This window comes from Neotabrizicola paludis, assembly GCF_044142105.1.
Classification (GTDB): domain Bacteria; phylum Pseudomonadota; class Alphaproteobacteria; order Rhodobacterales; family Rhodobacteraceae; genus Pseudogemmobacter.
In genome coordinates this window covers 290,068-302,785 of sequence record NZ_JBGTYM010000002.1, presented here as the reverse complement: position 1 = coordinate 302,785, position 12,718 = coordinate 290,068, and the positions used below count along the sequence as shown (strand labels likewise).

Here is a 12,718-nt window from a genome sequence, read left to right as displayed (position 1 = left end):
CCCCCGGACCCCGGTATGCTTTTAGACAGATGATGAAGGCAGGCCGCCCCGGGAGGGACGTGCCGCGCCCAGTCTGGGGTGCAGGCTGCCCGCGATCAGCCAGCTCGCGAACAGGCCGGCCGCGCTGACGGCGAAAATACCGGGCAGTGGCAGCACGAAAAGCACCAGCCAGGCCGCGCCGGGGGTCAGGATGCCCGAGACGTCGCGGAAGCTGGAATAGACCGCCGACATCTCGGTCCGCTCGGAAGGCTTGACCGACATCAGGAAGGGCAGCCCACCCACCACATCCAGCATGACCAAGAAGAAGGACGAGCCGAAGATCAGCACGACCGTGACCCAGGGCAGAACCGACAGAAGTGCCGCGGCCAGCATCAGCGTGCCGCAGCCGGCAAAGGCCAGCCGCACCGAGCGGCGCACCGACAGGCCGCGGGCATAGCGGTTGATCTGCGGCGCGACGAAGAGGAAGGCGTTGGACAAGGACAGCGCGATACTGCCCACCATGTCGCCGATTCCCGCCTCGACGCAGAAGATCGGCAGATAGACGACATAGACCCACCAGCCGCAGCTTCGCATCACCGCGAAGAACCAGCCGGCGATCAGCCGGGGCTGGCGGAAGAAGCGGGAAAGATAGCCCAGCGGGTTCACCGCCGGGCCGCGCGCGCGGGCGATCTGCTTGCCATTGCCCAGGCGCAGGATCCAGAAGGCGGTCAAGAGCGCGATGGCAAAGCCGCCCGCCACCAGGAAAGGCGCGGGCGCCCACAGGTAATACAGCCCCATCCCCGCCATCGGCCCCATCGACCAGGGCAGCGCGGCATAAAGCATCTGGACCGATTGGCTGCGGCCAAGATTCTCGCGCGTCACATAGTCCAGCACATAGGCGTTGAAGCAGACAAACAGCGACGCCGTGGCGATGGCATTACAGATCAAGGCCAGATGGACCGAAAGATTGCTGCCATGGATCGCCAGCGCCATGCCCACCAGATACAGCAGCCCTCCGCCGGTATAGGCCCAGCGCCGCGGCACGAACGTGGTGATCCAGGGTACCATCAGCCCCGAGATCAGCGACACGATCCCCGCCCCCAGATAGGCCAGCGATGTGGCCTGCGCGCTGCCAAGCACCTCATAGATATATAACGGCATGACCGAGATCAGCGAACCGCGCACGGCGGCTTCGAGCCCTGCAAGTAGCGCCAGATGTTCGACCTGCGGCGTGGCGGTATGCTTGAGAGCGAGCGGAATGTAACGGACGGCCATGCCCCATGGACACGATCCCACCCCGCCGCGTCTGTCGGGATGCCGACACCTTTGGGTCGTTTCACGCCGCCCCGGGCGTTCGGGCCAGAAGGTCGAGCAGTCTGCCCCGCGCTTCGGGCAGCGGGCGGCCGCGATGGTCTTCGGCCAGTTCACGGGTCAGGAAATGGCTGGTGATCGCAAATCCCTGCCCCAGTGCGGCCGCGGAAAGCGGGACGGTTCCGGCAAGGCCTTCGGGCAAGGGAAAAAGCTTTTCGGCCCAGTCTCCGGCCCCTTTGCGACTGACCGCGCGGCCGCTGCGCGGGCTGACAAAGGCAAGATCTGTGGTTGCGCCGGTGACCGCGCAGGCGGACAAGTCAAGCCCGTAGCCCAGCTCTTCCAGCAGAGCCAGTTCCCATCGCAGATAGGCCGAGGGCCAGCCCGGCTGGCCCAGTGTGTCCAAGAGCGTGATGCTGCGGTCCCACAGCTCTGGATGCGGCGCGCGTTCGGGCAATGTGGCACAGCACAGCGCGCAGACCGAAGACAGCGCCGCCAGGGCCAGTCGGTCAGCCATCAGATGCGCCCGGCTGCGCAGGGGTTCAACCGTGAACGCCCCCATATGGTCAGAAAGCCGCGCCTGCCAGCGCGCCATGACCTGGGTGCCGGGCTGGAGATGCGGCGCCATCCGGCGCGAAGCGCCGCCGCGCACGACGCCGGGTTGGCGCCCCTGCGTGCGGGTGAAGATTTCGATGATCGCGGCGCTTTCGCCATGCGGCCGCATGGAGAGGATCACGCCTTCGTCCTGCCAATCCATCCGCCGACTATCCGCGCGCGCGCGCCGCGCCGCAAGCCCGGCTCACCGCCGCGCCGCGCCCTGCCGCCTGCGCCGCCGACGCGCCCACCAGCGCCGGACGCGGATTGACCAGGCCGAGACCGGCGCCTGCAAGGCCGGAATGTCGATGGCCAGCAAGAAGAGGCCCGCAGGTAGCATCCATATCCCCAGGATCGGCAGGAACCAAAGCATCCCGCCCAGGACCAGCAGAAGGGCGAGAGGCAGGCGGATGCGGGCGGCGCGGTCCGATTGCAGATGCGCGATCCAGCCATCCAGCCAGGGCAGCGTGCGGCGCAGGCTGGCGAATTGCCGGTCCAGCCGGGCGCGGGCACGCTGGCGGCGGTGCCGGATGGACAGGACAGGATCGACGGGCTCTGGCGACACGGGGGGACCGGCGGCTGATGGGGCCAAGGCATAGATATAGGCACGCCCTGTAACTTTCCCATGGCAGGCGGCCGCTCTTTGCAAGGATTGGCCGGTCAATCGCCCGACAGCCCCTCTTCGTCCAAAAGAGTGCGGCCCAGCCGGTCCTCGATCTCGATCACCCAGAGGTCGGGGTCGCGCGCGCGCGCCCGGGTCAGGACGGCATCGACATCGCCTTCTGCGCCCTCGGCCAATATGCCCCAGCGGCGGCCATCCGTGGCGAAATCGACCTGGCGCTCATAGGCGCGCGCCTGCCCGTCCAGCGTGGCAAGCTTGACCACGACGGCCCCCGCCGTGGCATCGCCCCGCGCCGTGACATAGGCCGGGATCGCCGCCAGCCGCAGCCGGGCCAGATAGGCCGCGACCCAAAGGTCCGATGTCAGCCGCGCACTCATCGGCGGGCGCGCTCAGGCATCGCCGTCGCGGAAATCCAGGCCCATCTCGGAATAGCGTTCGGATTCTTCCTGCCAGTTCGGACGCACCTTCACGGTCAGGAAGAGATGGACGGTTCGGCCCAGGAATTCGGCAATCTCGGCCCGGGCGGCAGTGCCAATGGCCTTGATCGTCTCGCCCTTGTTGCCAAGGACAATCCCCTTGTGCCCGTCGCGCGCCACATAGACCACCTGGTCGATCCGGGCCGAACCATCGGCCTGATCCTCCCATTTCTCGGTCTCGACGGTGAGCTGATAGGGCAGTTCTTCATGCAGTCGCAGGGTCAGCTTCTCGCGCGTCATCTCGGCTGCGATCATCCGCATCGGCAAGTCGGCCAACTGGTCTTCGGGATAGAACCACGGACCTTCCGGCAATTGCGCGGCCAGCCATTCGCGCAGATCATCGACGCCATAGCCGCGCTCGGCCGAAATCATGAAGGTCTTGGCGAAGGGGAAGGCCGCGTTCATCTTTTCGGCAAGGCCCAGCAGGGTCTCGGCCTTGACCTTGTCGATCTTGTTGATCGCCAGCGCGACAGGCCGGTCCTTGGGCAATTCATCCGCCAAGCGGTCGATGATCGCCTGGGCGCCCTCGGTCAATCCGCGATGCGCCTCGATCAAAAGAACGACCACATCGGCATCGGCAGCGCCGCCCCAGGCCGCCTTGACCATGGCGCGGTCCAGCCGCCGACGCGGGCGGAACAGGCCCGGCGTGTCGACAAAGACGATCTGCGCCGCGCCCTCCATACAGACGCCGCGGATGCGGGTGCGCGTGGTCTGCACCTTATGGGTGACGATGCTGACCTTCGCGCCCACCATGCGGTTCAGCAGCGTGGATTTGCCGGCATTCGGCTCTCCGATCAGCGCGACGAACCCCGCGCGGGTCGCGCTGGGGGCGGTTTCGGTCTCAGCCATTGTCTTTCTCCAGCCGCGCCAGAAGCGCCTTGGCGGCGGCCTGTTCGGCCGCGCGTTTCGAGGGGGCGGCGGCGGAAGCCGCCTCTCCGTTTTCCAGCGTCACCTGCACGGTGAAGACCGGCTGGTGGTCGGGGCCCTTGCGGCCCGTCTCGGCATAGGCGGGGGGCGGCATGCCACGGGCCTGCGCCCATTCCTGAAGGCTGGTCTTGGCATCGCGGGCATCTTCGGCGACCGAGACAATCCGCTTGCCCCAAAGCCGCAGCACCATCTGGCGCGCGACCTCGAAGCCCGCATCGGCATAGACCGCGGCGATCACTGCCTCCATCGCATCGCCCAGAAGCGCTTCTTTCCGCCGCCCGCCCGAGAGCATCTCGGAACGGCCAAGCTTCAGCACCTCGCCCAGACCCACGGCGCGCGCCACCTCGGCGCAGGTCTCCTTGCGCACCAGGGCGTTGAAACGGGGCGCCAGCAGTCCCTCGGCGGCTTGCGGATCGGCATCCAGAAGCGCTTCGGCCATGACAAGGCCCAGCACCCGGTCACCGAGGAACTCCAGCCGCTGATTGTCGGGGCGGCTGGAAGAGGAGATCGAGGCATGGGTCACGGCGCGGATCAGGTGTTCGGGATGGCGGAAGTCATGCCCGATCCGGTCCTGAAATGCCTTGAGTTCGGCCGAAAGCCTCACGCCCCGCCCCTCATCCGATGCACCTCACTCGACCGCCTTGAAGAAGCGGTCGGCGCGCCAGGTCCAGAAATACCACATCCGGCTGCCGGCCGAGGAAAAGATGATCCGGTCGGCACGGCCGATCAGATATTCCGCCGGCAGCATGCCCACGCCGCCCGCCGCCACCGAAAAGCGGCTGTCGGCACTGTTGTCACGGTTGTCGCCCATGAAGAAGTAATGGTCCGGCGGCACGGTAAAGACCTCGGTATTGTCGCCCGGGCCATTGTCCCGGATGTTCAGCACCGAATGTTTCACGCCGTTGGGCAGCGTCTCGATGGCGCGCGATTTCTGGCACATGGCGCCCTCGCCCACGGCACCGTTCTGGCAGGCCGGGCGGTTGCGCATCGGGCCCTGCGGCTCGAACACTTCCTCGAAGATTCCGTCGGGCCGCTGCGGCACTTCCTGGCCGTTGATATAGAGGATACCCGCCTTCATCTGCACCGTGTCGCCGGGCAGGCCGATCAGCCGCTTGATGAAATCCGAACCATTGCCGGGATGGCGGAACACCACCACGTCCCCGCGCTCGGGCTCGGACGCGAAGATCCGGCCCGAGATCGGGCACAGCGCGAAGGGGCAGGAGTATTTGGAATAGCCATAGGCCATCTTGTTGACGAACAGGAAATCGCCAATCAGCAACGTGTCCTTCATCGATTCCGACGGAATCCAGAAGGGCTGGAAGAACAGGGTGCGGAAGATGCCCGCGATCACCAGCGCCCAGAAGACGGTCTTCACGGTCTCGAGGATACCGCCCTCGGACTTAGCCTTGCCTGCCATTCTGCCCCTGCCTGTTCCTCTGGTGTCGCGGCGGTGTTTGCGCGCCCCTTGGGGCCGAGTCAAGCCTATGGGCCCGGTCGATCACGACCCCGGGGGGACGATGGGTCGGGCCTCGATCACCACGAAGGCCTGCGCCCAGGGGTGGTCGTCGGTCAGGGTGACATGGATCACCGCCTCATGCCCCGCGGGCGTCATCTGCGCCAGCCGTTCCGCCGCCCAGCCGGTGACATGCATCACCGGCTGGCCCGAACGCAGATTGGTGACGGCCATGTCCTTCCAGGCGATCCCCATGCGCAGGCCGGTGCCCAGCGCCTTGGAGCAGGCCTCTTTCGCGGCCCAGCGCTTGGCATAGGTCGCGGCGACGGCGCGGGGTCGGCTTTCGGCTTTGGCCTGTTCCCGCGGCGTAAAAACCCGCTCGCGGAAACGGTCGCCAAAACGGTCCAGCGTGGCCTCGATCCGCTCGATATTGGCCAGATCGGTGCCGATTCCCAGGATCAAAGCCCGCGTTCCTTCCAGGCAAGGCCCAGGAAGAACAGGCCCCAGCCATAGGTCAGCAATTCGATCGCCAGAAGAATGCCCGGCACCACGATGGCCGAAGAGGGCAGGCCGGTGACGATCATGACAGCCAGCAAGATCGAGATCGCGCCACCGATCACCAGCGACCATTTCCAGGCGGGCACGGACAGGCGCCAGCCCAGCATCAGCTTGAAGATGCCCGAGGCAAGGAACCCGATGGCAAAGACCATCGTCAGGGTCTGCAATCCCGCAACGGGGTACAGAAGCATGATCCCACCCAACACCAGCACCAGCAGGCCCAGAAGCGCACCCCAAAGCCGGTCGCTGCCTTCTGCCAGCCGCAGTGCCCCGAGCGCGCCCGCTATTCCCGCCACCACAAGCGCGGCGCCGACCAGCGCGTTGACGGTGAGCGAGGCCGGAAGCGGAAAAGCCAGCGCCACGATCCCTGCCAGGATTGCCAAACCACCGACCACCATCAGATGCGTGCTTTTCATCGTCCTTTTCCTCTGTTGAGGCGCGGCCTCAGGCAAGACCGCGCGCGGCATCCATCCGGCGACGCATTTCCTCGATCGCCGGGCCAAGGCCGCGGAACAGCGCCTCACCCACAAGGAAATGGCCGATATTCAGCTCCATCACCTCGGGAATCGCGGCGACGGGCTCGACATTCTCATAGGTCAACCCATGGCCAGCATGGACCTCAAGGCCCAGCGAGGCCGCCAGCGTCGCCCCCTTGCTCAATGCTGCAAGCTCGACCGCCGCCTCTTCGGCCCGGCCTTCGGCATCGAGGTCCGAATAATGGCCGGTATGCAGCTCAACCACGGCGGCGCCAATCGCGGCGCTGGCCTCGATCTGGGCGGGATCATGCCCGATGAACATCGACACGCGGATGCCCGCGTCGCGCAGGGCGCCGACATAGCGGGTCAGCCGGGCCTGATCGCCCGCGACATCCAGACCGCCTTCGGTCGTCCGTTCCTCGCGCTTTTCCGGCACCAGGCAAGCGGCATGAGGTTTGAGGCGCAGGAGGATGGCCTGCATCTCGTCGGTGGCGGCGCATTCGAAATTCAGCGGAATCCCGATTCCCGCCCGCAGCGCCTCCATATCGGCATCGCGAATGTGGCGGCGATCTTCCCGCAGATGCGCCGTGATTCCGTCCGCGCCCGAGGCCTCGGCCAGGATCGCAGCCCGCAGCGGATCGGGCCAGGCCGTGCCCCGCGCGTTCCGCACCGTGGCCACATGGTCGATGTTCACCCCAAGCCTGAGTTTTCCGCTCGTGCCCATGCCAGCCCCTTTGCCGTAACTTGCCTTGCTGTCTTGTGTTCGTGCCTGGCAGCCTAGGGAGAACCCGGCCGGTCGTCATCCGCATTCTGCGCTCCGCGCCCTTCCTCTGCCCGGTGCTTGATGCGCGCTGCCGCCTCGGCCAACGCCGCACGCAACTTGCCGCGCTTTTCCTTGCGTTCGGCCGCCTTAGCGGCGCGGGCCTTCTGATAGGCTTCGACCAGCGGAATGGTGATGTAATAGGCCGCGATCGACAGGATCAGCCCCGGCCCGAGCGCGCCGATGAAATAGGGCACATAGATTTCGTGCCAGAACTTGATCAGCCCGCCCCAGCGCGCGACATCATCGTTAAAGAGCGCCATGAAGTTGAACCACAGATCCGCGCCCGCATCGCCAAAGGCATGACCGATATATTCGGCATTGAGCGGCGCCTCGATTCCCATGATCCAGTGTCCCAGCGTCATGGCCAGGACGGCGAAGAACGGCGTGGTCAGCGGATTGGTGTTGAACGTGGCGAGAAGCGCCGCCAGCAGATTGCCGTTCACCGCGCGACTGGCCAGCCAGGCCGCGACGAATTGCAGACCGGGCAACGGCAGGAAACCGATCAGCGACCCCGCAAAGACCCCGCGCGCCACGCGATGCGGCTGATCGGGCAGGCGGCGCATCCGGTGGATGACATAGCGCGTCGCGCGCTTGATGCCCGATTTGGGATAGACCTGCTCGCGCAGCCACGGCCCCCAGCCAAGCGGATCTCTGCGTTTGAAGACCAAAAGTCCGTCCTTCCTGTTCGTCTCGCCCGCTTCCCCTTGGAATCAGGCCCTCTTCCCTGCGGCCGGGTCCGCACCCCAGCCGGTCTGCACCACAACTGCGCCACCCTCAAGCGGCCGGAGGCCCCGGTCATCGGGATTTGAACATCGCCCCTCGGCGCCTTCAAATCTCCGATCGTCCTGCGGGCCGAGTCTGTCCCTGCCAAGTCCGGTCTGTGGCGATTTCGGGGATAGGGATGATCCGCCAGGCAATCAACGCGCAAAATCGCACAGGGCGAAAGAAAGCCCCCGACCGGGCGCGGCGGCACCGCCTGCCCCTTTCACGCCCGCCCCACATTCCGCCGCGATCAGGGCTTGCGGGACAAATCCCTGTGCCGGGCAACCTGGGCCACATCGGTCTCGGCCTCAAGCGCGGTCATGACCATATGCAGATGTTCGACATCGCGCAGATCCGCATCGACGATCAGGCGGTAGAAATCCGGCTTACGGTCGACGAAGGTGAGGTCCGAGATATTGGCCTTTTGCTCGCCGATCAGCGTGCAGATCCGGCCCAGCACCCCGGCATCGTTGGAGATCGTCAGCTCCAGCGACACGGTGTTGTTGGGCGGGTGCCGCCCCGATTTCCAGTGCAGGTCGACCCAGCGGTCGGTCTGGTCCTCGAATTCCTCAAGCGCCGGGCAGTCGATCGCATGCGCGACCACGCCCTTGCCGCGATAGGTGATGCCGACGATGCGCTCGCCCGGCAAGGGCTGGCAACAGGGGGCGCGGCGCATGTCCTGACCCGGCTGCAGACCCAGGACAGGGCGCTTCTCGTCGATCTCGTCGGGCTGGGCCAAGGCCAGTTCGGGGTAAAGCAGTTCCACGACACGCCGAGCCGTGATCTCGGCACTGCCCAGCCGCGCCAGAAGATCCTGCTCGTCGGTCAGGCCCATCATCCGTGCGGCGGTGCGCAGGGCCTTGTCGCTGGCCTTCTTGCCGACATGGTCAAAGGCCGCCCGCGCCAGTTCGTGCCCCAGCCGGATGAACCGGCCGCGATCCTCTTCGCGCAGCCGCCGCCGGATCGCGGCCTTGGCGCGGCCCGTCGTCACGATGTCGATCCAGGACGGTTGCGGGCGCTGGCCCTCGGCGGTGATGACCTCGACCGATTGGCCATTCTTGATCCGGGTCCACAGCGGCACGCGGATGCCGTCGATCTTCGCCGAAACGGTGGAATTGCCGATGCGCGTATGGATCGCATAGGCGAAGTCGAGCGGCGTCGCTCCGCGAGGCAACTGGATCACGTCGCCCTTGGGCGTGAAGCAGAAGACCTGGTCCGAATACATCTCGAGCTTCACATTCTCGAGAAACTCGTCATGGTCGCCCTGATCCAGCCGCTCGGTCAGGCTGGCGATCCATTTGGCGGGATCGACGGCGAAGGGGTTCTTCGCGCGAACGCCCTCGCGATAGGACCAATGCGCAGCGACGCCCGCCTCGGCCACTTCATGCATCTCACGGGTGCGGATCTGCACCTCGACCCGCTTGCCATCGCGTCCCGAGACGGTGGTGTGGATCGAGCGGTAGCCGTTCGACTTGGGTTGGCTGATATAGTCCTTGAACCGGCCCGGCACCGCGCGCCAGCGCTGGTGGATCACGCCCAGAATGCGGTAGCAGTCCTGCACCGAATTGCTGATGATCCGAAAGCCGTAAATGTCGGACAGTCGCGAGAAGGCGAGGTCCTTCTCCTGCATCTTGCGCCAGATCGAATAGGGCTTCTTGGCCCGTCCGAAAACGGCGGCATCGATCTGCGCCTTGTCCAGCTCATGCCGGATATCGCCGGTGATCTTGTGGACCACATCGCCCGATTCCTTTTGCAGCGTCACATAGCGGCGCAAGATCGAATTGCGGGCTTCGGGATTGAGGACCTTGAAGGACAGATCCTCCAGCTCCTCGCGCATCCATTGCATCCCCATCCGGCCGGCCAGCGGCGCGAAGATCTCCATCGTCTCGCGCGCCTTCTGCACCTGCTTTTCCGGCTTCATGCTGCGGATGGTGCGCATGTTGTGCAGCCGGTCGGCCAACTTGACCAGGATCACCCGCAAGTCCTTGGACATGGCCATGAACAGCTTGCGGAAGTTCTCGGCCTGCTGGCTTTCCGTGGACGAGAGTTGCAGATTGGTCAGCTTGGTGACGCCATCGACCAACTCCGCGACTTCATGGCCGAACTTGGCCTCGACCTCGGTATAGGTCGAGCGGGTGTCTTCGATCGTGTCGTGCAGCAGCGCGGTGATGATCGTGGCGTCATCCAGCGACTGCTCGGTCAGAATGGCCGCAACGGCGACGGGATGGGTGAAATAGGGCTCGCCCGACTTGCGGATCTGGCCGTCATGCATGGCGGCGCCATACTCATAGGCCTTGCGGATCAGATCAGCATTGCTGCGCGGATTGTAGTTGCGGACAAGGGCGATGAGGTCTTCGACGTCGATCATCACCGCCCCGCCGGCCGGACCCCCGAAGGGATCGGCTCAGTGCTCCCCTTGCGCTTCCATCAGAGCGCGCAGAAGTTTTTCTTCCGACATGTCGTCGACGACAGGGCGGTCGATCTCGCCAGCCATCAGAAGCGCCATCTGGTCTTCCTCGGGCTCGTCGACCTCGATCTGGGTCTGGTGCGATTCGATCATCCGCTCGCGCAGGACATCGGCGCTTTGCGTTTCCTCGGCGATTTCGCGCAGGGCGACGACGGGGTTCTTGTCATTGTCGCGGTCGATCGAGATCGGCGCGCCGGAAGCGATCTCGCGCGCCCGGTGGGCGGCCAACATCACCAGCTCGAACCGGTTCGGGACCTTGTCAACGCAATCTTCAACCGTCACGCGGGCCATGGCGCACCTTTCGTCAATCCCGGTTTCCCGGAGGGCATGGAAACCGTGTATCTATGCGCGAAAGCAACGCTTGACAAGCGCGGAATCGCCGGGGCTTGGCGCCCGCCCCGCGCCGTCGACTTGTGCTCACAGGCGGCAGGGCCGGGCGGGACGAATGATGAGGCCGACGATGATCCCCGGCCTAAAGCGGCACCAGCGCGGCGCGATCCGCTTCGGGCAGCGCCGCAAGCATGTCCTGCACAGTCAGGCCAAGCCGGGGATGACGCCAGACAGGCGCGATATCGGCCAGGGGCACCAGCACGAAGGCGCGATCCTGCAGGCGGGGATGCGGCAGGATCAACCGGTCAGGCGCTTCCGCCTGCTGCACCTCTGGCGCGAGATGCCGCCAGCGATCCTGCGTCGCGGCATCGGGCAAGACCGATTCGCCCGCCGCCAGCAGGTCGAGATCCAGCGTCCTCTGCCCCCAGCGCTGCCGCCTCTCACGGCCGAACCGCGCCTCGACCCGGTGCAAGAGCGCCAGAAGTGCCGCAACGTCATGCGTCGCCGCGCCCGAAACCTCGACCGCGCCGTTCACATAGTCAGGCCCGGCCCCGGCAGGAAAAGCCGGCGAACGATACAGTCGGCTGACGGCCACCAGCGCCAGTCCTTCGGACTGAAGCGCCTGCAAGGCTTGTGCGATCGTCTCCGCAGGCGCCTGCCCATCCAAGGGCAGGTTTGCGCCGAAGGCCACGAGCACCGGCGAGTTTTGTGTATTCCCGGATAGATTCATACCATATTGTTCACTTGTCGGGTCGCGCCTTCGACGCTATCTGCGATTGGTTCCGAAGCGGATTTCTCTACATCACGTAGGCCATTCAAGGAAGTTCGATTGGCGGAACGCATTTCGAGGGGATCGTACTGATGTTCTACAAGGACGAACGGCTCGCGCTGTTCATCGATGGATCGAATCTATACGCCGCAGCCAAGGCGTTGGGATTCGACATCGACTATAAGCTCTTGCGCATGGAGTTCATGCGCCGCGGCAAGCTGTTGCGCGCCTTCTACTACACTGCCCTGCTGGAGAACGAGGAATATTCGCCGATCCGGCCGCTGGTGGACTGGTTGCATTACAACGGGTTCACGATGCGCACCAAACCCGCCAAGGAATATACCGACAGCCAGGGCCGCCGGAAGGTCAAGGGCAACATGGATATCGAGCTGACGGTCGATGCCATGGAACTGGCCGCGCGTCTGGACCATGTCGTGATCTTTTCGGGCGATGGTGATTTCAAACCGCTGGTGGAAAGCCTGCAACGCCAAGGCGTTCGCGTCTCGGTCGTCTCGACGATCCGCTCGCAGCCGCCGATGATCGCCGATGAGTTGCGCCGCCAGGCCGACAATTTCATCGAGCTGGACGAACTGCGTGAAGTGATCGGCCGTCCGCCGCGCGAGCCACGCCCGATGAGCACCGAGGAAGCGTCCCTCGAGGCAAAATGACCCGTCGCAGACCCGCGCCTCTGGGGGGCAGGGATCTTGCGTGGGACAGGGCGGCCCGCTGGGGATGATGGGCCTGCTCTGGATGTTTGTGGTGGGGCTGCTGGCCGCCTCACCGGTTCCCCTGCCTTCGGAACCGGTCTTTCTGGGTCTTCTGGTCGCCGGTTCGGCGCCGGTAGCCTTGGTGCTGTTCGCCACCGTGGGCAATGTCCTAGGAAGTTGCATCACCTTCGCGTTGGGGCGCTGGGCCGTGCATTTCCAGGATCGCAAATGGTTCCCGGCCAAGCCTGGCCAGATGGCAAAGGCCACGGCCTGGTTCAACCGCTGGGGCCGCTGGTCGCTTTTGCTGTCCTTTCTTCCCGGCGGTGATGCGCTGGTTCTGGTCGCGGGCATGTTGCGGGTGCCAGTCTGGATCTTCCTGGCGCTGGTCGCGCTGGCCAAGGGCGGTCGCTATGCCGCGCTGGCGGCGGCGACGCTTGGCGTCATGTGAGCCGCACTTTACCTTGGCC

At 65.4% G+C, this 12,718-nt stretch carries 16 protein-coding genes; 2 read left to right on the top strand and 14 right to left on the bottom strand.

What is annotated here, in order from left to right; genetic code table 11:
• Nucleotides 1-21: 21 nt before the first annotated feature.
• The 14 genes from ACED67_RS06570 to folK form a co-directional block, all read right to left on the bottom strand.
• The gene (locus ACED67_RS06570) at nt 22-1,254 is read right to left on the bottom strand and encodes an MFS transporter (protein ID WP_395540778.1); all 1,233 of its coding nucleotides are present in this window, start codon (nt 1,252-1,254) and stop codon (nt 22-24) included.
• A gap of 61 nt (nt 1,255-1,315) precedes the next feature.
• Nucleotides 1,316-2,044 carry a DNA repair protein RecO gene (gene recO / locus ACED67_RS06565; protein ID WP_395540777.1) on the bottom strand — a complete coding sequence of 243 codons (729 nt, stop codon included), beginning with the start codon at nt 2,042-2,044 and terminating at the stop codon, nt 1,316-1,318.
• Nucleotides 2,045-2,086: 42 nt separating this feature from the next.
• On the bottom strand, nt 2,087-2,446 hold the full coding sequence (locus ACED67_RS06560; protein ID WP_395540776.1) for a hypothetical protein: 360 nt from the start codon (nt 2,444-2,446) through the stop codon (nt 2,087-2,089).
• A 95-nt stretch (nt 2,447-2,541) separates the two neighbouring features.
• The gene (locus ACED67_RS06555) at nt 2,542-2,880 is read right to left on the bottom strand and encodes a DUF1491 family protein (RefSeq protein WP_395540775.1); all 339 of its coding nucleotides are present in this window, start codon (nt 2,878-2,880) and stop codon (nt 2,542-2,544) included.
• Nucleotides 2,881-2,892: 12 nt separating this feature from the next.
• Complete coding sequence (era, locus tag ACED67_RS06550) at nt 2,893-3,828, bottom strand: GTPase Era (RefSeq protein ID WP_395540774.1); 936 nt, start codon at nt 3,826-3,828, stop codon at nt 2,893-2,895.
• Nucleotides 3,821-4,510 (bottom strand): ribonuclease III, encoded by a 690-nt coding sequence (rnc, locus tag ACED67_RS06545; protein ID WP_395540773.1) that lies wholly within the window; start codon nt 4,508-4,510, stop codon nt 3,821-3,823. Before rnc ends, era begins: the two co-directional genes overlap by 8 nt.
• A gap of 24 nt (nt 4,511-4,534) precedes the next feature.
• Nucleotides 4,535-5,323, bottom strand: a complete 789-nt coding sequence (gene lepB / locus ACED67_RS06540; protein WP_395540772.1) for a signal peptidase I — start codon at nt 5,321-5,323, stop codon at nt 4,535-4,537.
• 81 nt (nt 5,324-5,404) lie between these two features.
• The gene (acpS, locus tag ACED67_RS06535) at nt 5,405-5,821 is read right to left on the bottom strand and encodes a holo-ACP synthase (protein WP_395540771.1); all 417 of its coding nucleotides are present in this window, start codon (nt 5,819-5,821) and stop codon (nt 5,405-5,407) included.
• Nucleotides 5,818-6,333, bottom strand: a complete 516-nt coding sequence (locus ACED67_RS06530) for an HdeD family acid-resistance protein (RefSeq protein WP_395540770.1) — start codon at nt 6,331-6,333, stop codon at nt 5,818-5,820. The genes acpS and ACED67_RS06530 overlap by 4 nt, the downstream gene beginning before the upstream one ends.
• A 28-nt stretch (nt 6,334-6,361) precedes the next feature.
• Nucleotides 6,362-7,117: a pyridoxine 5'-phosphate synthase gene (locus ACED67_RS06525; RefSeq protein WP_395540769.1), complete on the bottom strand. Its 756-nt coding sequence runs from the start codon at nt 7,115-7,117 to the stop codon at nt 6,362-6,364.
• Nucleotides 7,118-7,170: 53 nt separating this feature from the next.
• A complete protein-coding gene (locus ACED67_RS06520; protein WP_395540768.1) occupies nt 7,171-7,884 on the bottom strand; it encodes a DUF2062 domain-containing protein in 714 nt (237 codons plus the stop codon).
• 344 nt (nt 7,885-8,228) lie between these two features.
• Nucleotides 8,229-10,346, bottom strand: a complete 2,118-nt coding sequence (locus ACED67_RS06515; RefSeq protein WP_395540767.1) for a RelA/SpoT family protein — start codon at nt 10,344-10,346, stop codon at nt 8,229-8,231.
• Between the two features lie 36 nt (nt 10,347-10,382).
• Nucleotides 10,383-10,736 (bottom strand): DNA-directed RNA polymerase subunit omega, encoded by a 354-nt coding sequence (rpoZ, locus tag ACED67_RS06510; RefSeq protein WP_395540766.1) that lies wholly within the window; start codon nt 10,734-10,736, stop codon nt 10,383-10,385.
• A 181-nt stretch (nt 10,737-10,917) separates the two neighbouring features.
• Nucleotides 10,918-11,505: a 2-amino-4-hydroxy-6-hydroxymethyldihydropteridine diphosphokinase gene (gene folK, locus ACED67_RS06505; RefSeq protein WP_395540765.1), complete on the bottom strand. Its 588-nt coding sequence runs from the start codon at nt 11,503-11,505 to the stop codon at nt 10,918-10,920.
• 131 nt (nt 11,506-11,636) lie between these two features.
• On the opposite strand from folK, the gene ACED67_RS06500 reads away from it, so the two are divergent.
• Complete coding sequence (locus ACED67_RS06500; RefSeq protein WP_395540764.1) at nt 11,637-12,212, top strand: LabA-like NYN domain-containing protein; 576 nt, start codon at nt 11,637-11,639, stop codon at nt 12,210-12,212.
• Nucleotides 12,213-12,252: 40 nt separating this feature from the next.
• Nucleotides 12,253-12,699 carry a YqaA family protein gene (locus ACED67_RS06495; protein WP_395540763.1) on the top strand — a complete coding sequence of 149 codons (447 nt, stop codon included), beginning with the start codon at nt 12,253-12,255 and terminating at the stop codon, nt 12,697-12,699.
• Nucleotides 12,700-12,718 lie beyond the last annotated feature (19 nt).

Coding starts and splice junctions, on each gene's coding strand:
- ACED67_RS06570 (WP_395540778.1), bottom strand. CDS start 1,254: ATGGCCGTCCGTTACATTCCGCTCGCTCTCAAGCATACCGCCACGCCG.
- recO (WP_395540777.1), bottom strand. CDS start 2,044: ATGGATTGGCAGGACGAAGGCGTGATCCTCTCCATGCGGCCGCATGGC.
- ACED67_RS06555 (WP_395540775.1), bottom strand. CDS start 2,880: ATGAGTGCGCGGCTGACATCGGACCTTTGGGTCGCGGCCTATCTGGCC.
- era (WP_395540774.1), bottom strand. CDS start 3,828: ATGGCTGAGACCGAAACCGCCCCCAGCGCGACCCGCGCGGGGTTCGTC.
- lepB (WP_395540772.1), bottom strand. CDS start 5,323: ATGGCAGGCAAGGCTAAGTCCGAGGGCGGTATCCTCGAGACCGTGAAG.
- ACED67_RS06530 (WP_395540770.1), bottom strand. CDS start 6,333: ATGAAAAGCACGCATCTGATGGTGGTCGGTGGTTTGGCAATCCTGGCA.
- ACED67_RS06525 (WP_395540769.1), bottom strand. CDS start 7,117: ATGGGCACGAGCGGAAAACTCAGGCTTGGGGTGAACATCGACCATGTG.
- ACED67_RS06515 (WP_395540767.1), bottom strand. CDS start 10,346: ATGATCGACGTCGAAGACCTCATCGCCCTTGTCCGCAACTACAATCCG.
- rpoZ (WP_395540766.1), bottom strand. CDS start 10,736: ATGGCCCGCGTGACGGTTGAAGATTGCGTTGACAAGGTCCCGAACCGG.
- folK (WP_395540765.1), bottom strand. CDS start 11,505: ATGAATCTATCCGGGAATACACAAAACTCGCCGGTGCTCGTGGCCTTC.
- ACED67_RS06500 (WP_395540764.1), top strand. CDS start 11,637: ATGTTCTACAAGGACGAACGGCTCGCGCTGTTCATCGATGGATCGAAT.